Annotated in this window: 14 protein-coding genes; 3 read left to right on the top strand and 11 right to left on the bottom strand. The window is 74.9% G+C overall.

The features are described 5' to 3' along the window. Positions 1 to 571 precede the first annotated feature (571 nt). Entirely contained in the window at positions 572 to 1,813 is a 1,242-nt protein-coding gene (locus tag ACFYYN_RS08950; RefSeq protein ID WP_500545230.1) for an NAD(P)/FAD-dependent oxidoreductase, read from the bottom strand. A 154-nt stretch (positions 1,814 to 1,967) separates the two neighbouring features. Beyond that, positions 1,968 to 2,870 carry a TIGR01777 family oxidoreductase gene (locus ACFYYN_RS08945; RefSeq protein ID WP_500545229.1) on the bottom strand — a complete coding sequence of 301 codons (903 nt, stop codon included), beginning with the start codon at positions 2,868 to 2,870 and terminating at the stop codon, positions 1,968 to 1,970. Between the two features lie 50 nt (positions 2,871 to 2,920). Between ACFYYN_RS08945 and ACFYYN_RS08940 the strand changes: the two genes are divergently transcribed. Continuing rightward, complete coding sequence (locus ACFYYN_RS08940; RefSeq protein WP_500545228.1) at positions 2,921 to 3,406, top strand: GNAT family N-acetyltransferase; 486 nt, start codon at positions 2,921 to 2,923, stop codon at positions 3,404 to 3,406. A gap of 61 nt (positions 3,407 to 3,467) precedes the next feature. Here ACFYYN_RS08940 and ACFYYN_RS08935 read toward each other — a convergent pair whose 3' ends face one another. From ACFYYN_RS08935 to ACFYYN_RS08910, 6 genes are all read right to left on the bottom strand, one after another. Next, positions 3,468 to 3,983, bottom strand: a complete 516-nt coding sequence (locus ACFYYN_RS08935) for a DUF4240 domain-containing protein (protein WP_500545227.1) — start codon at positions 3,981 to 3,983, stop codon at positions 3,468 to 3,470. 88 nt (positions 3,984 to 4,071) lie between these two features. After that, the gene (locus tag ACFYYN_RS08930; RefSeq protein WP_500545226.1) at positions 4,072 to 5,043 is read right to left on the bottom strand and encodes a helix-turn-helix transcriptional regulator; all 972 of its coding nucleotides are present in this window, start codon (positions 5,041 to 5,043) and stop codon (positions 4,072 to 4,074) included. A 401-nt stretch (positions 5,044 to 5,444) separates the two neighbouring features. Further along, positions 5,445 to 7,211, bottom strand: a complete 1,767-nt coding sequence (gene sucB / locus ACFYYN_RS08925; protein ID WP_500545225.1) for a 2-oxoglutarate dehydrogenase, E2 component, dihydrolipoamide succinyltransferase — start codon at positions 7,209 to 7,211, stop codon at positions 5,445 to 5,447. Positions 7,212 to 7,262: 51 nt separating this feature from the next. Then, a complete protein-coding gene (gene lpdA / locus ACFYYN_RS08920) occupies positions 7,263 to 8,651 on the bottom strand; it encodes a dihydrolipoyl dehydrogenase (protein ID WP_499511451.1) in 1,389 nt (462 codons plus the stop codon). A gap of 303 nt (positions 8,652 to 8,954) precedes the next feature. Then, complete coding sequence (locus tag ACFYYN_RS08915) at positions 8,955 to 10,466, bottom strand: leucyl aminopeptidase family protein (RefSeq protein WP_499511450.1); 1,512 nt, start codon at positions 10,464 to 10,466, stop codon at positions 8,955 to 8,957. A gap of 286 nt (positions 10,467 to 10,752) precedes the next feature. After that, on the bottom strand, positions 10,753 to 11,565 hold the full coding sequence (locus ACFYYN_RS08910; RefSeq protein ID WP_500545224.1) for an adenosylcobinamide-GDP ribazoletransferase: 813 nt from the start codon (positions 11,563 to 11,565) through the stop codon (positions 10,753 to 10,755). Positions 11,566 to 11,634: 69 nt separating this feature from the next. Between ACFYYN_RS08910 and ACFYYN_RS08905 the strand changes: the two genes are divergently transcribed. Beyond that, a complete protein-coding gene (locus ACFYYN_RS08905; RefSeq protein WP_500545223.1) occupies positions 11,635 to 12,372 on the top strand; it encodes a hypothetical protein in 738 nt (245 codons plus the stop codon). 191 nt (positions 12,373 to 12,563) lie between these two features. Here ACFYYN_RS08905 and ACFYYN_RS08900 read toward each other — a convergent pair whose 3' ends face one another. From ACFYYN_RS08900 to ACFYYN_RS08890, 3 genes are read right to left on the bottom strand one after another with little or no spacing between them, the layout of a single operon-like run. After that, a complete protein-coding gene (locus tag ACFYYN_RS08900) occupies positions 12,564 to 14,270 on the bottom strand; it encodes a phosphatidylglycerol lysyltransferase domain-containing protein (RefSeq protein WP_500545222.1) in 1,707 nt (568 codons plus the stop codon). 39 nt (positions 14,271 to 14,309) lie between these two features. Then, a complete protein-coding gene (cobT, locus tag ACFYYN_RS08895) occupies positions 14,310 to 15,353 on the bottom strand; it encodes a nicotinate-nucleotide--dimethylbenzimidazole phosphoribosyltransferase (RefSeq protein ID WP_500329943.1) in 1,044 nt (347 codons plus the stop codon). Positions 15,354 to 15,393: 40 nt separating this feature from the next. Next, positions 15,394 to 16,596: a bifunctional adenosylcobinamide kinase/adenosylcobinamide-phosphate guanylyltransferase gene (locus tag ACFYYN_RS08890; RefSeq protein ID WP_500545221.1), complete on the bottom strand. Its 1,203-nt coding sequence runs from the start codon at positions 16,594 to 16,596 to the stop codon at positions 15,394 to 15,396. Positions 16,597 to 16,665: 69 nt separating this feature from the next. Here ACFYYN_RS08890 and ACFYYN_RS08885 point away from each other — a divergent pair, with 69 nt between their 5' ends. Beyond that, on the top strand, positions 16,666 to 16,872 hold the full coding sequence (locus tag ACFYYN_RS08885; RefSeq protein WP_500329941.1) for a hypothetical protein: 207 nt from the start codon (positions 16,666 to 16,668) through the stop codon (positions 16,870 to 16,872). Positions 16,873 to 17,055: the final 183 nt, after the last annotated feature.

Genomic DNA, 17,055 nt, shown 5'->3' with positions numbered 1-17,055 from the left:
CCCGGACGGGTTCCCGCCCCGGCGCGGTTCGCGGGGTTCCGCCGTGGTGCCGCGCCGGCGCGTGGGGTACAGGTTCCGGCGGTCGCGGGGGGTCCTGTGCCGGCCCGGTGCGGTCCGTGGACCAGCGGGGGGAGCCCGCCGGCCTCAGGTGCCCCGGCCCAGGTGCCGGGTGCACCGGACGGCGCCGCGGCAGGAGGGCGGCGCGCCCACGGGGCCGGAGAGCCGGGAGCCGGCGGGCGCCACTGCGCCGCGCCGGGTGTCTCGTGTGGAGAGGGAGGCCCGGGGGTGCCGGGCCGCCGATCCGGCAGGTACGCGACGGTGGCGAGGGGGACCGCGCCGGTGCGCGGCCGCCGTTCTGCCGCCTCGGCGCTCCACCGCGACTCCGCCCCGTCCGCGCGTCCACGACCGCGGCGTGCCCGCGACCCTGACGGGCCGGCGTCAGGGCAGGCCGCGCACGTCGGACCGGCTTCGGGCGGCGCAGGGCATGCCGCCCGTTCGGCGCCCGGCTGAGGCCGCGCAGCGCGTCCCATCGGACCGCGCGGGCCGACCCACGCCCTCCCCCGGGTGGCGGTCAGGCGGCCAGGGGTTCGGCGGGGGGCGCCGGGGGGAGGCCGACGTCGCGGAGGAGGTGCTGGGCCGCGCGGCGGCCGGAGAGCAGGGCGCCCTGGACGGTGCTGGTGTCCCGGTGGTCGCCGCAGACGTAGAGGCCCTGCAGGATCCGCACCGGGCGGCGCAGGTCGTGCGGGGCCGTCATCGCGGGGAGCGCCTCGGCGTCGTGGTGGACGGCGAGCAGCTCCCACGCCGCCGTGGACGTGCCGTAGAGCTCGGCGAGGTGGGCCCGGACGGCGATGTCGTCCGGGACGGGGGCGGCGGCGCGGCCGAGCAGTACGGAGGTGACCAGGGCGCGGCCCACGGGGGCGCGGGAGGGGTCGACGAGGCTGGCCGGAAACGTGTGGGAGACCGGCCCGCGCCGGTCCGCGTCGAGGACGAGCGCGGGCTGCTTCAGCGGTGCCGAGGGCGCGGCGTGGTGCAGGACGGTGACGCCGTGGAAGGCAGGGACCCGCAGCCCCGGCAGCAGTCCGGCCGCCGCGCGGGCCCCGGTGGCGACGACCACGGCCCGGCACGGGATCTCGTCCCCGCCCGCGGTGCGGACGCCGTTGGTGGCCGCGGCGACCGCCCGCACCCCGGTGCGGACCGTCCCGGGCGGCAGCCCGGCCACCAGGGCCTGCGGCACCGTCACGGCGCCGCCCGCCGGCAGGCACGTACGGCCGAGGGCGAAGCCGCGCAGGACCAGGTCGGCGACCCGGCTGGACGTCGTGAGGTCCGGGTCGCAGAGCAGCGCGGACAGCAGCGGCCGCAGGTACCCGTCGACCGTGCGGGGTGCGAAGCCGCGCGAGGCGAGGGCGGCGGCGGCCGTGGTCTCGGGACGGTCCAGGAGGCGCTCGACGGGGGCGTCGGCCAGGCGGTTGAGGGCCGCCCGCAGCCGGGCCTTGTCCAGGGGCGAGCCGATGGGCGCCCGCGCGGCGGCGAGTGCGCCGCGCGGGTCGCCGACGCGGTAGCCGCGGCCGGCGGCCCGTACCAGGACGCCGGGGGAGAGCGGCCGCAGCTGCAGGCCCCGCAGGACCGCGGTGCGGCGCAGCTCCGGGTAGGAGGTGCTGAGCAGTTGTGGACCCCGGTCGAGGAGGAAGCCGTCGACCTTCTCGGTCGCCATGCGGCCACCGACCCGGTCCTCGGCCTCCAGCACGGTGACGGTGAGCCCCGCACCGGTGAGGTGATGTGCCGCGGAGAGCCCGGCGAGGCCGGCTCCGATCACGCACACGTCCGTAGGTGAACCCGTAGAGCGTGCTGTAGAGAGCACGATGCCCCTCCCCGAGGTCGGCACGTTTCCCCGCTCGCGTCAGCTGGCGCTGGAACCGTCATGCCCACTCACGCGCCAACTGATGCCGGAAAATGGCTGTGGGTGGCATTCAGTGCCTTTCTTCGGCCAGTGCGGCGCGGATCGCCTCGTCGATCCCGGGGTGGGTGTGGGTGAACCCGGAGTCGAGCAGCACCCGCGGCACCGCACGGGTGCTGCCGAGGATCTCGGTGGCGAACTCCCCGACGACCGTGCGCAGTACGGGTCCGGGGACCGCGAACACCGTGGGCCGGCGCAGCACCCGTCCCATCGCCCGGGTCACCTCGGCGTTGGTCAGCGCTTCGGGCGCGCACAGGTTGACCGGCCCGGAGACGGACCCGGTGTCGACGATGTGGCGCAGCGCCGCGATCTGGTCGTGCAGGGAGATGAAGCTCCAGTACTGGCGGCCGTCGCCGAGCCGGCCGCCCAGGCCCGCCTTGAAGAGCGGGAAGAGCCGGCCCCACGCCCCGCCCTTGCCGGAGACGACCAGACCGGTGCGGGCGAACGCGGTGCGGACGCCGACGTCGCGGGCCGGGCCGGCGGCGGCCTCCCAGTCGCGGCAGACGGAGGGGAGGAAACCGGTGCCCAGCGGGGCGCCCTCGTCGACCCGGCGGTCGCCGGTGTCGCCGTACGCGGTGATGCCGGAGCCGCTGACGAGCACCCGCGGTGGGGTGTCCAGGGAGGCGAGGGCCCGCGCGAGGGTGTCGGTGCCCCGCACGCGGCTTTCGCGGATGGTCCGCTTGTAGTCGTCCGTCCAGCGGTGGTCGCCGACCCCGGCGCCGGCGAGGTGGACGACGGCCTCCACGCCCGCGAGTCCCGCGGTGTCGATCGTGCCTTCCCACGGGTCCCAGCGCACTTCGTCCGGCCCGGACGGCTCGCGCCTGACGAGGCGTACGACCTCGTGCCGGTCGGAGCGCAGGGAGCGGACCAGGGCGGAGCCGATGAGGCCGGACGAACCGGTGATGGCGATGCGCATGGGGACATCGTCGCGCGGAACGGCCCCCGTGGTGTGGGAAGGTGACCCGCATGTCCGACGTCCGCGTGCGCCCGGCCCTGCTCTCCGACGACCCCGCGCTCGTCCGTCTGGAGCGGGCGACCTGGTCGACCCTGCACGCGGTGCGGCCGCCCCGGGAGGAGAACGAGGACTTCTTCAGCGAGCGCTGGGGCCCGGACGCGTTCCTGGTGGCGGAGGCCGACGGCCGCGTCGCCGGCTTCGTCGGGGTGGTGCCGCCGACGCCGCTGGCCTCCAACGCCCACGTGCGCCAGATCCAGGGCCTGGCGGTCGACACCTGGGCGCGGGGCCGCGGGGTGGGGCTGGAACTCGTCCTGGCGGCCGTGGCGGAGGCCCGCCGGCAGGGCGCGGTGCGCGTCACGCTGCGGGTGCTGGGCCACAACACCCCGGCCCGGCGGCTGTACGAGGCGGCCGGGTTCACCGTGGAGGGCGTCCTGCGGGGGGAGTTCCTGCTGGACGGCGTCTACGTGGACGACGTGTGCATGGGGCGCCGGGTCTGACGGGTCACCCGGCACGGCCCGGCGGCGCGGGACGCCGGGCGCGCGGCCGGCGCGGTCCGGCTCAGCCGAAGCGTTCCCAGAGCCGGGGGAATCGTTCCGCCACCGCGGCCGTGTTCTCGAAGTCGATGTAGACGCCCTCCGGCTCGGCGGGCTGCGGCGGCAGGTCCAGGTCCGGCAGCCGGACCCCGGTGAGCTGCTCGTACGCCTCGTCCGCCGCGTAGCCGAGGTCCTCCGCGTCGCCGTCGACCTCGGGGTCGAAGGAGTCGGACATCTCCGCGAGGCTGTCGGGGTCGTGGACGGCACCCTCGAAGACGTGCCGGCCCTGGCCGATGAGCCAGCACCGGAAGAAGTCGAAAGCGTCGTCGCCGGCGCCGCCCAGCATGAGGTCGGCGGCGCCCCACACGTCCCAGCGGTAGGCCCGGTTGAAACGGCTCTCGAAGTGCCGCGCGAAGTCGACGACGGACTCCGGGTCGAGCTGGGTCAGCCGTTCCACCAGGAGGTCGGCGTGCTCCTCCGGGTCGCCCCCCGCTGCCTCACGCGTGCTGTCGACGATCTCCCAGAACTCCGTCTCGTCCATCACCGCTCCAGCATCCTGGCTGCGGCCCTCCGACGCACGCGGAACACGGCAGACGCGGCCCCGTGTCGCGGGCCGCACCGCACGGCCCTCAGGCGTAGACGGCGGCCATGGCGCGGACCGCGTCGGCCAGCCGCTCGCGCAGGGCCGGCGGGCCGAGCACCTCGGCGTCGGGGCCGAGGGAGAGGAGTTGTTCGTAGGCGACGTCCTGGCTCTCGACGGGGAGCGTGACGGTCACCCGCCCCCGTGCGTCCGGCGGCGCGGCGGCCGCGAAGGCCTCGCGGGCCGCGGTGCGGTCGGCGGCGTACGGCAGGCGGCGGGCGCCGTCGGGCGTCAGGCGCAGGACGACCTCGTCGCGGAGCACCGAGCGGGCGAACTCGGCGGCCCGGGCGTCCCAGAACGCGGGGAGGTCGAAGTCCGGGTCCCTGCTGAAACGATCCTCCGTCGGCTCCGCCGCGGCGAACCGGTCCACCCGGTAGACCCGGACGTCCGCGCCGCAACGCGCCACCGCGTACCAGACGCCCCCCTTGAGCACGAGGCCGTACGGATCCAGCGTGCGCTCCACCTCCATCTCCGCCTCCCCGCGCCGGTATCGGGCCCGCAGCCGCCGGTCCCCCCACACCGCCTCGGCGAGCGCCGGCAGCAGCCGCGGCGTCTGCGGTTCCTGCCACCAGCCCGGCGCGTCCAGGTGGAAGCGCTGTGCCGCCGCACGCGGCGCGTCCCGCAGTTCGGGCAGCAGGGCGGCCGAGACCTTCAGGCGGGCCGAGGAACCGGCGTCGTGCAGGCCCATGGCCCGCAGCGCGGCGGGCACCCCGGACAGGAAGAGCGCCTCCGCCTCCGCCCGGGCCAGCCCGGTCAGCCGGGTGCGGTAGCCGTCGACCAGCCGGTAGCCGCCGGCGCGTCCCCGCTCGGCGTAGACCGGCACCCCCGCCTCCGACAGGGCCAGTACGTCCCGGCCGACGGTGCGCTCGGACACCTCCAGGGCCTTGGCGAGTTCGGTGGCCGTCATCGACTCGCGGGACTGGAGCAGGAGGACGAGGTGGATCAGTCGTGCCGCACGCATGCCCCGAGGCTATGCGGTCGCCGTGGGCACCGGGACGGGGCCGGTCCGGGAGGTCCGGACCGGCCCCGCCGGAGCCCGCTGCGTGCGCGTCAGCGCGGGGGGAAGGTCACCGCAGCGTGCAACCCGCCAGGGCGGCCGGGCCGGTGGGGACGGTGGCGCCCCGGCGGGAGCAGGGGACGGTGACCGGCGGTCACCGCCCGGCGGTGGTCGGCCTCGCCGATCCGCCGTCGCTGCAGGGCGCGTTCGCCGGCATCCGGCTCCCCGGGCCCTGCCCCCTTCCGTACGTACGCCGGGCCCGGACCGTTCAACGGGCGGGGGAGTTGCCGGAGAACGGCCGAGGCCCCAGCCCGGAGGGGGCTGGGGCCTCGGCCGTCGTACGGTCCCGCGAGGACTCCGGTCGGTTACAGACCGAGGTCGCCCTCGAACTCGCCGGCCTCGAGACGGGCCTTGACGTCGTTCAGGTAGCGGGCGGCGTCCGCGCCGTCGACCAGCTGGTGGTCGTACGACAGGGTCAGGTACGCCACGTCGCGGATCGCGATGGTCTCACCCAGGTCCGGGTGGTTGATCACGATCGGGCGGCGCACGGTGGCACCGATGCCGAGCTCGGCGACCTGCGGGTAGTTCACGATGATCGTGTCGAACAGCGCACCGCGCGAGCCGGTGTTGCTGATCGTGAACGTGCCGCCGGACAGGTCGTCCGGGCTGATCTTCTTGTTGCGGACCTTGCCGGCCAGCTCGGCGGTCTTCTTGGCGATGCCGGCCAGGCTCAGGTCGCCGGCGCCCTTGATGACCGGGACCATCAGGCCCTGCTCCGAGTCCACCGCGATGCCGACGTTCTCGGCGTCGTGGTAGGTCACGGTGCCGTCGTCGTTGATCTTGGCGTTGATGACCGGGTGGGCCTTCAGCGCCTCGGCGGCGGCCTTCACGAAGAACGGCATCGGCGAGAGCTTGACGCCCTCGCGGGCCAGGAAGGACTCCTTGGCCCGGGCCCGCAGCTTCATGATCTTGGTGACGTCCACCTCGACCACGGTCGACAGCTGCGCCTGGCTGTGCAGGGCCTTCATCATGTTCTCGGCGATGACCTTGCGGATGCGGGTCATCTTGACGGTCTGCCCGCGCAGCGCGGCGGCGGCGGCCGGCACCGTGACGCCCGCGGCCGGGGCCGGGGCGGTCGGCGCGGCAGCGGCGGCCTTGGCGGCCTCGGCGGCGGCCAGGACGTCCTGCTTGCGGATGCGGCCACCGACACCGGTGCCCTTGACCGAGGCGAGGTCCACGCCGTTCTCGGCGGCGAGCTTGCGCACCAGCGGGGTCACGTACGCGCCCTCGTCGGTCGGCGCGGTCGCCGAGGGGGCGGCCGGGGCGGCCGGAGCCGGGGTGACCGGAGCCGGAGCCGCGACCGGCGCGGGGGCCGGGGCGGGCACCGGAGCCGGGGCGACCGGGGCCGGAGCAGGCGCGGGGGCCGGAACCGGGGCAGCGGCCGGGGCGGGCGCCGGGGCCGCGGCGGCCGGGGCGGGAGCGGGGGCGGCGGGGGCCGGGGCGGCGGCGGGCGCGGCACCGGCGGCACCGATGACGGCGAGCTTGGCGCCGACCTCGGCGGTCTCGTCCTCACCGACGAGGATCTCCAGCAGGGTGCCGGCGGCCGGCGACGGGATCTCGGTGTCGACCTTGTCGGTGGAGACCTCGAGCAGCGGCTCGTCGGCCTCGACGCTCTCGCCGACCGACTTCAGCCAGCGGGTGACGGTGCCCTCGGTCACCGACTCGCCCAGCGCAGGCAGCAGCACCGGGGTGCCCTCGGCGCCGCCGGCCGGGGCCGGGGCGGGGGCCGCGGCGGCAGGCGCCGGGGCCGGGACGGGGGCGGGGGCCTCCTGCACCGGAGCCGGCGCGGGCTCCGCCGCGGCGGCCGGGGCGGGGGCGGCAGCGGGGGCGCCCGTGCCGTCGTCGATGACGGCCAGCTCGGCGCCGACCTCCACCGTCTCGTCCTCGGCCACCTTGATGGAGGAGAGGATGCCCGAAGCGGGCGCCGGGATCTCGGTGTCGACCTTGTCGGTCGACACCTCGAGCAGCGGCTCGTCGGCCTCGACGCGTTCACCCTCGGCCTTGAGCCAGCGGGTGACGGTGCCCTCGGACACGCTCTCGCCGAGCGCCGGCAGGGTTACGGAAACCGCCATGGTTTCGGTTGCTCCTAACGATCTGTGCGGATCTGTCTGCGTGTCCGTGGGTCAGTCGTGCGAGTGAAGGGGCTTGCCCGCGAGCGCGAGGTGCGCCTCGCCGAGGGCCTCGTTCTGCGTCGGGTGCGCGTGGATGAGCTGCGCGACCTCGGCCGGCAGCGCCTCCCAGTTGTAGACCAGCTGGGCCTCGCCCACCTGCTCGCCCATGCGGTCGCCGACCATGTGGACACCGACCACGGCGCCGTCGCGGACCTGGACGAGCTTGATCTCGCCCGCGGTCTTGAGGATCTTGCTCTTGCCGTTGCCGGCCAGGTTGTACTTCAGGGTGACGACCTTGTCGGCGCCGTACAGCTCCTTGGCCTTGGCCTCGGAGATGCCGACGGAGGCGACCTCCGGGTGGCAGTACGTGACGCGCGGCACGCCGTCGTAGTCGATCGGCACGGTCTTCAGACCGGCCAGCCGCTCCGCGACGAGGATGCCCTCGGCGAAGCCGACGTGGGCCAGCTGCAGGGTCGGGACGAGGTCGCCGACCGCGGAGATGGTGGGCACGTTGGTGCGCATGTACTCGTCGACGAGGACGTAGCCGCGGTCCATGGCGACCCCGGCCTCCTCGTAGCCCAGGCCCTGGGAGACCGGGCCGCGGCCGACGGCCACGAGCAGGACCTCGGCCTCGAACTCCTTGCCGTCGGCCAGGGTGACCTTGACGCCGTCGGCGGTGTACTCGGCCTTGGAGAAGAAGGTGCCGAGGTTGAACTTGATGCCCCGCTTGCGGAAGGCGCGCTCCAGCAGCTTCGAGCTGTTCTCGTCCTCGACCGGCACGAGGTGCGGCAGGCCCTCGACGATGGTGACGTCGGCGCCGAAGGACTTCCACGCCGAGGCGAACTCGACGCCGATGACACCGCCGCCGAGGATGATCGCGGACTTCGGCACACGGTCCAGGACCAGCGCGTGGTCGGAGGAGATGATGCGGTCGCCGTCGATGGCCAGGCCCGGCAGCGACTTCGGCACGGAGCCCGTCGCCAGCAGGACGTGCCGGCCGGTGTAGCGCTGGCCGCCCACGTCCACGGAGGTGGGGGAGGAGAGCCGGCCCTCACCGGTCACGTAGGTGACCTTGCGGGAGGCCACCAGGCCCTGCAGGCCCTTGTAGAGGCCCGAGATCACGTCGTCCTTGTACTTGTGGACCCCGGCGATGTCGATGCCCTCGAAAGTGGCCTTGACACCGAACTGATCGGCCTCGCGGGCCTGGTCCGCGATCTCACCGGCGTGCAGCAGAGCCTTCGTGGGGATGCAGCCGCGGTGCAGGCAGGTGCCGCCGAGCTTGTCCTTCTCGATCAGGGCGACGTCCAGACCGAGCTGCGCCGCACGCAGCGCTGCGGCGTAGCCGCCGCTACCGCCACCGAGGATCACTAGGTCGAAAACGGTGCTGGCGTCGTTCGCCACGTCACGTCCTCCATGCATGGATACGCCGGAGCCGGTCCGTCATGACCGGGCGGCGGCTTTTGTTCGGCCGCTTCTGTTAAACGGGGCCCTGTCGTGCCGAGACAACATCTTCGCACTTGTTCGGGGCCGACGAGGCACCGGGCCGGTGTCTGAGACGTACGGAACGTCCCCGGCCGGGGCTACTCGCCGGTATCCCTTGCGAAATACGGAGCGGTTGTACTCTTTGCTCGCCCTTGGCGAACGCGTACGGCCCCGGATGCCATACCCGGGGCCGTACGGAATGTGCCGAGGCTTACACCGCGGTCAGAGGAGCTCGCCCTCGCCGGCCTTCTCGGCCACGCGCACCAGGGTGCGGATGGCGGAGCCGGTGCCGCCCTTGGGGGTGTAGCCGAAGGGGCCGGACTCGTTGAAGGCGGGGCCCGCGATGTCCAGGTGGGCCCAGGTGATGCCCTCGCCGACGAACTCCTTCAGGAACAGGCCGGCCGCCAGGCCGCCGCCCATGCGCTCGCCCATGTTCGCGATGTCCGCGGTGGGGGAGTCCATGGCCTTGCGCAGGTCGGCCGGGAGCGGCATCGGCCAGGACTGCTCGCCGACCTCGGTCGCGACCTCGTGCAGCGCGGTGCGGAAGGCGTCGTCGTTGGCCATGACGCCGAAGATGCGGTTGCCCAGGGCCAGCACCATGGCGCCGGTCAGGGTCGCCACGTCGATGATCGCGTCGGGCTTCTCCTCCGAGGCGCGGGTGAGGGCGTCGGCCATCACCAGGCGGCCCTCGGCGTCGGTGTTGAGCACCTCGACGGTCTTGCCGCTGTACATCTTCAGCACGTCGCCGGGGCGGGCGGCGCTGCCCGAGGGCATGTTCTCGGCGAGCGCCAGCCAGCCGGTGACGTTGACGGGCAGTCCGAGGCGCGCGGCGGCGACCACGGTGGACAGCACGGCGGCGGCACCGCTCATGTCGCACTTCATGGTCTCGTTGTGACCGGCCGGCTTCAGGGAGATGCCGCCCGAGTCGTAGGTGATGCCCTTGCCGACCAGTGCCAGGTGCTTGGCGCCGCGGCCCTTGGCACCCGTGTAGGCGATCTTCACCAGGCGGGGCGGGTTCGCCGAGCCCTGGCCGACGCCCATGATGCCGCCGTAGCCGCCCTTGACCAGCGCCTTCTCGTCCAGCACCTCGATCTTGAGGCCGTGCTCCTTGGCGGCCTCCTGCGCGAGCGCGGCGAAGGACTTCGGGTGGAGGTCGTTCGGCGGCATGTTGATCAGGTCGCGCGCCCGGTTGACCTCCGCCGCGATGACGGCGGCCCGCTCGGCGGCGGCCTTGAACGCCTTGTCCCGCGGCTTCGCGCCGACCAGCGCGACCTCGGCGAGTGGGGCCTTGCCGTTGGACGACTGGTACGCGGTGTACGTGTACGCGCCGAGCAGCGCGCCCTCGGCGACCGCCTGCGCGGCGTCCGCGTCCTGCACCGGAAGGGCGTAGGCGGCCTTCTTCGACCCGGCCAGCGCGCGGGCGGCGGCGCCGGCGGCCTTGCGCAGCGCCTCGGTGTCGTACGCGGCGCCGTCGGCCGGGGCCTCACCGAGCCCGACCGCCAGCACGACCGGGGACTTCAGGCCGTCCGGGGCGGGGAGCTTGGTCACCTCACCCTCCGCGCCCGAGGCGCCCAGTGTCTCGAGCGTCGCGGCGAGCCGGCCGGAGAAGGCCTGGTCCACCGCCTCCGCCCCGGCGGCGACCTCGGGGCCCTTGGCGCCCTTGGTCACGCCGACGACGACGGCGTCAGCGCGCAGCGCTGCCGCGGAGGAGGTGCTGAGAGTCAGTGCAGTCACGGTGATGCGGATCCTGTTCCTTCGGGGGTCCAATACTTGACGCCGGACTCCGTCCGGCTCCCTCGTGCCCGACGCCGGGCGTCCTTCGCGGCACGGGCGGGGGTGCAGCACCGACCTTACGCTCACTCCTGTCGCTTGCGACCACGACCTGCGCCCATGGCGGCGAAGGCGCGGGTTTTCCCTATGGGAACGCGCCCGCGCGGCACCCCGGGCAGGGTCCCGATCCCCTTCCGCCCGGCGGGAGTTGGGGCGCCGGACCGCATCGCGCCCGGTCGCCGTGCGGCGCTCAGCCCAGGATGAGCACCAGCAGCGCGGCCGTCGCGGCGGTCTCGCACAACGCGCCGAAGACGTCACCGGTGACGCCGCCCAGGCGCCGGCGGCACCGCCGCAGCAGCAGTTCCGCGGCGGCCAGGGCCACCGCCGCCGCCGCCGCACAGCGCGCCGCGTCCGGCACGCCGAAGGCGGCCCCGCAGCCGGCGCAGACCGCCACCGTCAGCGCGGCCGACGCCCAGGCGGTACGGGCGGGGACCGCGCCCGCCACGGCCGCGCCGAGCCCGCCGGGGCGAGCCGGGGGCACACCGTCACGGCAGGCCAGCGTCATCGCGGCGCGGGCGGTGAGCCCGGCCAGGGCGGCGGCGACCGCACCCCGGGTCCAGGACTGGCCGTACAGCTCGGCGAGCGCGGCGACCTGGGCCAGCAGGACGAGGACCAGGGTGAGCACACCGAAGGGCCCGATGTCGGACTGCTTCATGATGCGCAGCGCGTCCTCGGCGGGCTTGCCGCTGCCCAGCCCGTCGGCGGTGTCGGCCAGCCCGTCCAGGTGCAGCCCCCGCGTCAGGGCGGCCGGTACGGCGGCGCTCGCCACCGCGGCGGGCAGCGGCCCCGAGCCGAGGAGCAGCAGGAGTCCGCCGGCCGCCGCCGCGCACAGCCCCACGACCAGCCCGGCCACGGGTGCCCAGAGCATCCCGGCGCGGGCCGCCGGGCGGTCCCAGCGGGTGACCCGGACCCGCAGCACCGTCAGGGTGCCGAAGGCGAAACGCAGTCCGTCGGCGGCCGTGACGGCAGGGTTCGCGGGAGCGGGTGCGGGGTCGGCGGTCATGGCGTGCAGGGTAACCGCCGGGCCGGAACCGTATAGTGCCGCGTACGGGGCGAATCTGGAGCAATCGGCATGGGCGACTGGTGGTACCGCAACATCATCGAGCCGGGAAAGCTGCCGCTGCTCCTCGCGCTGGGCGCGTTCGTACTGACCTTCCTGGTCACCCGGATGATCACCCGTCTCATCCGGGCCGGCAGGGGCCCCTTCCGCAACATCTCCTCGGGCGGCACCCACATCCACCACGTGGTGCCCGGGATCATCCTCATGACGATCGGCGGCTTCGGGGGCGTCGCCAGTTCCTCGCGGGGCTTCGGCGCCTACCTGTCCGCGGTCCTGTTCGGCGCCGGAGCGGGCCTGGTGCTCGACGAGTTCGCGCTCGTGCTCTACCTCGACGACGTGTACTGGAGCGATCGCGGCCGCAAGAGCGTCGAGGCCGTCGTCGTCACCTTCTCCGTCGTCGTGATGATGCTCCTCGGCCTGGTCCCCTTCGGCGTCAACTCGGTCAGCCCGGACGAGCAGCAGAGCCGCGTCTCGGTGATCCTCACCATCGCCGTCAACTTCCTGTTCGTCCTCGTCGCCCTCGTCAAGGGCAAGCTGCGCTCCGCCGTCGTCGGCGTCTTCGTGCCCTTCGTCGCGCTGTACGCGGCCCTGCGGCTGGCGCGCCCCGACTCGTTGTGGGCCGAGCGGCTCTACTCACGCAGGCCCGGGGCGGTCCGGCGGGCGGAGGCCCGCGCCGCACGGCACGACGCGCGCTGGTCGGGCCCGTTGCGGCGGCTCCAGGACTGGATCGGCGGCTTCACCGAGCACTGAGCCCCGGCGCGTCCGCCAGGTGTGCGGCGCGTGTGGTGGCCGCGTGCCGGGTGCAGGCCGCCGCGGCGCCCCGGCCGGGCCCGCCGGCGACGGTTTCCTCGTCGGCACCGCCGGTGGCGGTCGGCGGCTCCAGGTGCCCGATCGTCTCCGTGTCGCCGTGCCGCCCTGGCGTCCCGGCGATCCGGGCCGGCTCAGCGCCGCGGCGAGGGCATCCGGGGCGCGGCGAGGAAGCCCTCGGCCCGTGCGCTCGCCAGTCCGATCCGGGGCAGTTCGCCGCCCTTCTCGAAGAGCAGGAAACGCGGCTCCCAGACCGGCCGGTACTTGGCGTTGGCGCGGTACAGCGACTCGATCTGCCACCACCGGGAGAAGAAGGTCAGCAGCGCCCGCCACATCCGCAGCACCGGCCCGGCGCCCAGCCTCGCCCCGCGCTCGAAGACCGAACGGAACACGGCGAAGTTGAGCGACACGCGCTCGACCCCGGTCTCCTCCGCACGCCGGATCAGCTCGATCACCATGAACTCCACCAGCCCGTTGTCGGAGTCCCGGTCACGGCGCATCAGGTCCAGCGACAGCCCGTGCCGCCCCCACGGCACGAAACTGAGCAGCGCCCTCGGCTCGCCCTGCCCGTCCGCGCACTCCATCATGACGCACCGGCCGTCCGCCGGGTCGCCGAGCCGCCCCAGCGCCATGGAGAAGCCCCGCTCGGTCTGCCCGTACCGCCAGCGGTCCGCGCGCTCCAGCAGGGCCGCCATCTCCCGCGCCGGGATGTCCTCGTGACGCCGTACGCGGACGGTGTACCCGGCGCGCCCGATCCGGTGGTACGCCTGCCGCACGGTGCGCATCGCGCGGCCCTCCAGGGTGAAGTCGGCGACCTCGACGATCGCCTCGTCGCCGAGCTCCAGGGCGTCGAGCCCGTGCCGTGCGTAGACGGTGCCGGCCTCCTCGCCGGCCCCCACCACCGCCGGCACCCAGGCGTGCTCGCGGGCCTCGGCGAGCCAGGCCTCGATCGCCCCGGGCCAGGCCTCTGGGTCGCCGATGGGGTCGCCGGAGGCGAGGGACACCCCGCCGACGACGCGGTAGGCGATCGCCGACTTGCCCGACGGCGACCAGACGACGCTCTTGTCGCGGCGCAGCGCGAAGTAGCCGAGCGAGTCACGTTCGCCGTGCCGGTCGAGCAGGGCCCGCAGCCGCATCTCGTCCTGCGGGCCCAGCAGTTCGCGGCCGCGGGGCGAGCGGAAGGCCGCGTACAGCACCAGCAGGAACAGCACGGCGCTCATGGCGTTGATGGCGACGTCGACCCAGCCCGGGGTCGAGATCCCCGGGAAGGACTCCTCGGCGTCCGCCAGCGAGACCACGCGGAGCATGGCGTACGCGTACCGCTGGCCGAAGGTCGAGCCGTGCCCCGTGTCGGTGACGGTGACCAGGCCCGCGGCGAGGAGTCCGCCGGCCGCGACGCCGCCGACGGCGACCGCCGCGGCCAGCCGGGGGTTGGAGGGGTCGCCCTTGGCGCGGAACGCACGGCGCCCGGCGAGCAGCGCGGCGCAGAAGGCGGCGGTGATCCCCAGCGACACCCAGTTCTGCGGGTGGCCGCGGAACGCGGGGACGGCCGTCGCCGCGGCCAGGAACAGCAGGTAGAGCCCGGCGAGGACGAGGTTGAGCAGCCAGGCCGCGCGCTTCCTGCGGCGCATCGTGACCGCCAGGAAGAGCGCGAGGAAGGCCGGGGTGTAGCCGGCGGTCAGCAGGTACGGGGTGACGTACTCGTCGACGTCATGACGCCGGATGTCGTTCCCGAAGGACACCCACACCGCACCCAGCAGGTCGACCAGGCCGACCAGGCGCAGGTACCGGACGGTGGACACCGCGCCGCGTTCACGCCAGACCGAGACGGCCGTTCCCATAGGTCCGGATCCTACGGGAACGACCCGGTTCGCGATGGGTCAGAAACGTTCCGGCAGCTCCGCCGACAGGGCCGCCGCCGCCTTCAGGAGGGGGAGCGCCAGCAGCGCGCCGGTGCCCTCACCCGCCGTCACCTTCTGGTCGAGCAGCGGCTCGATGGACAGCCGGTCCAGCGCCTTGACCTGCCCCGGCTCACCGCTGGCCTGCCCCGCCAGCCACCAGTCCGGCGCCCGGAAGGCGATCCGCTGCGCGACCAGCGCGCACGCCGCGGACACCACGCCGTCCAGCACCACCGGCAGCTTCCGCACCGAGGCCTGCAGCAGGAAACCGGTGATCGCCGCCACGTCCGCGCCGCCGACCGCCGCCAGCAGCTCCAGCTGGTCGCCCAGCACGGGCCGGGCCCGGCGCAGCGCGTCGCGGATCGCCGCGCACTTGCGCATCCACGCGATGTCGTCGATGCCCGAACCGCGGCCGGTCACCACGGATGCGTCGGTACCGCACAGCGCCGCGATCAGCACCCCGGCCACCGTGGTGCCGCCCACGCTCAGATCGCCCAGGAGCACCAGGTCCGTGCCGGAGTCCGCCTCCTCGTCCGCGACGGCCATGCCGGCCCGGAACGCCGCCTCGGCCTCCTCGGCCGTCAGCGCGTCCTCCACGTCGATCCGGCCGGAGCCGCGCCGCACGCGGTGCGCCGTCACGTCGGCGGGCAGGTCATCGGCCGGCGCGTCCACGCCGACGTCCACCACCCGCAGCGCCGCGCCGTACTGACGGGCCAGCACATTGACCGGGGAGGCCCCGTCCAGGACCCGCCGCACCAGCTCGACCGCGGTGCCCCCGGGGCGGGCGGACACCTTCAGTGCCGCCACCCCGTGGTCCGCCGCGAAGAGCACGGCCTTGGGGTGCTCGATCGGGCGTAGGGTCGCCGCGCCCTGGACCGCCGACAGCCAGTCGGCGAGCTCGGCCAGCCCGCCCAGCGCGCTCGCCGGGCGCACCAGCCGCTGCCAACGGTCGCGTGCGTCACGGCGCACACCGGCGTCCGGACGCTCCACCAGGGTCGCGAAGTCATCAAGGTTCAGGCCGCTCACGGGGTCGAACACTACCGGTCCGCGGGGTCGCGCGCCGAGGTCAGCCCCGCAGTGACAGCGCCTGTCCCGCGACCACCAGCACCACGTGCTCGGACTCGTCGGCCAGCGCGAGGTTCAGCCGCCCCAGCTCGTCCCGGAATCTGCGCCCGCTGGCCGTGGCCGGTACGACCCCGGAGCCGACCTCGTTGCTGACCGCCACGGCCGTACGGCGGGTCGCGCGCCACGCCGCGGTCAGTTCGCCGACGCGGCGGCGCAGTTCGCGTTCGGCGCCCTCCGCCCACTTCTCGTCGTCCCACGCGCCGAGTTCGTCCATGGTGTGCGTCAGCCACAGCGACAGGCAGTCGATCAGCAGCGCGGGCCCGTCCTCCTCGGCCAGCAGCGGCAGCAGGTCGCAGGTCTCCACCGTCTGCCACGACTGCGGACGCCGCTCGCGGTGCAGCGCCACGCGCTCCGCCCATTCCGGGTCACCGCCGCGCGTCCCGCCGGTGGCCACGTACAGCACGTCGGGGAAGGCCGACAGCCGCCGCTCCGCCTCCACCGACTTGCCCGACCGCGCCCCGCCCAGCACGAGCGTGCGCCGCGGCACGTCGGGCACGTCGTGCAGGTCGCCGACGGTCAGCGTCGTGCCGTCCGGCACCGCCCGTACGCCGAGCGCGGCCAGCCGGCGCCGCAGCTCCGGCCCGGGGTGGACGCGGTGGTCCAGGTGGACCGCGACGACGTCGGTGGTGCTCCCGACCGCGCCGGCCGCGCGCAGCCGCGCCAGCCCGTCCGGCCGGCCCACGGCGTCCAGCAGCACCATCCGGTACGGCTCCACGGCCTCCGGCAGCCCCGCCGGAGCGCACTCCGGCGGCAGGTACAGCAGCCGCTCGCCGTACGGTCCCGTCACCTCGTAGCCGGTCCCGGGCGCGTCGAGCGGCACCGCCCGCACCCGGTGCCCGGTCAGCAGGGTGATCTCCTGCCCGGCCGCCACCCGGCCCGGCGCGGGGAGCCCCGCCGGGATCTCCACGGCCGGCCCGTCGTGCGGATGCGACAGCAGCACCTGGCGGACCCCGGCGAGCGAGTGACCGGAGCGCGCCGCGGTCAGCGCGAGGCCCGGCGTCAGGTCGAGCAGCAGCACCCCGTCCACGAGCAGCGAGGTCGCCGCCCGCGCCTGGTCGCCCACCGCCGTCGCGCACGCCGCGCACGGGCAGCCGGGGAGGGGCAGGCCGTCGGGGCCACCGGTGCCGAGGAGAGTCAGTTCCACGTGCAGATCCTCTCGCGTCCGCGCACGCTACGCTGCCGGGCAGGCACCCCCAGGGACGAGGAGACGGACATGGCGTGGACGTGGCGTTTCGAGAAGACCGACGGCACGGAGGTCACCCCCGCGGTCGAGCCCGAGGAGTTCCCCACGCAGGGCGACGCCGAGTCCTGGATCGGCGAGGTCTGGAAGGACCTCCTCCAGGGAGGCGCCGACCAGGTGCACCTCTTCGAGGACGGCACGAAGATCTACGGCCCGATGAGCCTGCACGCCGACGAGTAGACCGGTGACCGGGCGGCCGGGGGTCCGGCCGCCGCACCACGGCGGGGGGGGGGGGGGGGGGGGGGGCCCCCCCCCCCCCCCCCCCCCCCCGCGCGCCCCCCCCCCCCCCCGCCCCCCCCGTGACAGGACGGAGGTGAAGGGGCCGCCCCCCGGCGGGGGTCAGAAACACGGGTGGCAGGGCGG

Origin of the sequence: Streptomyces sp. NPDC001902 (assembly GCF_042891295.1) — a bacterium.
In the GTDB taxonomy this organism is placed as follows: domain Bacteria; phylum Actinomycetota; class Actinomycetes; order Streptomycetales; family Streptomycetaceae; genus Actinacidiphila.
This window is presented reverse-complemented; position numbering and strand designations above follow the sequence as displayed.

What these genes read in the sequence shown, in the direction of transcription:
- ACFYYN_RS08945 (WP_500545229.1), bottom strand. Translation starts at nt 2,870, where the DNA reads ATGCGCATCGCCATCACCGGTTCGTCCGGCCTCATCGGCTCCGCCCTG.
- ACFYYN_RS08940 (WP_500545228.1), top strand. Translation starts at nt 2,921, where the DNA reads ATGTCCGACGTCCGCGTGCGCCCGGCCCTGCTCTCCGACGACCCCGCG.
- ACFYYN_RS08935 (WP_500545227.1), bottom strand. Translation starts at nt 3,983, where the DNA reads ATGGACGAGACGGAGTTCTGGGAGATCGTCGACAGCACGCGTGAGGCA.
- ACFYYN_RS08930 (WP_500545226.1), bottom strand. Translation starts at nt 5,043, where the DNA reads ATGCGTGCGGCACGACTGATCCACCTCGTCCTCCTGCTCCAGTCCCGC.
- sucB (WP_500545225.1), bottom strand. Translation starts at nt 7,211, where the DNA reads ATGGCGGTTTCCGTAACCCTGCCGGCGCTCGGCGAGAGCGTGTCCGAG.
- ACFYYN_RS08910 (WP_500545224.1), bottom strand. Translation starts at nt 11,565, where the DNA reads ATGACCGCCGACCCCGCACCCGCTCCCGCGAACCCTGCCGTCACGGCC.
- ACFYYN_RS08905 (WP_500545223.1), top strand. Translation starts at nt 11,635, where the DNA reads ATGGGCGACTGGTGGTACCGCAACATCATCGAGCCGGGAAAGCTGCCG.
- ACFYYN_RS08900 (WP_500545222.1), bottom strand. Translation starts at nt 14,270, where the DNA reads ATGGGAACGGCCGTCTCGGTCTGGCGTGAACGCGGCGCGGTGTCCACC.
- ACFYYN_RS08885 (WP_500329941.1), top strand. Translation starts at nt 16,666, where the DNA reads ATGGCGTGGACGTGGCGTTTCGAGAAGACCGACGGCACGGAGGTCACC.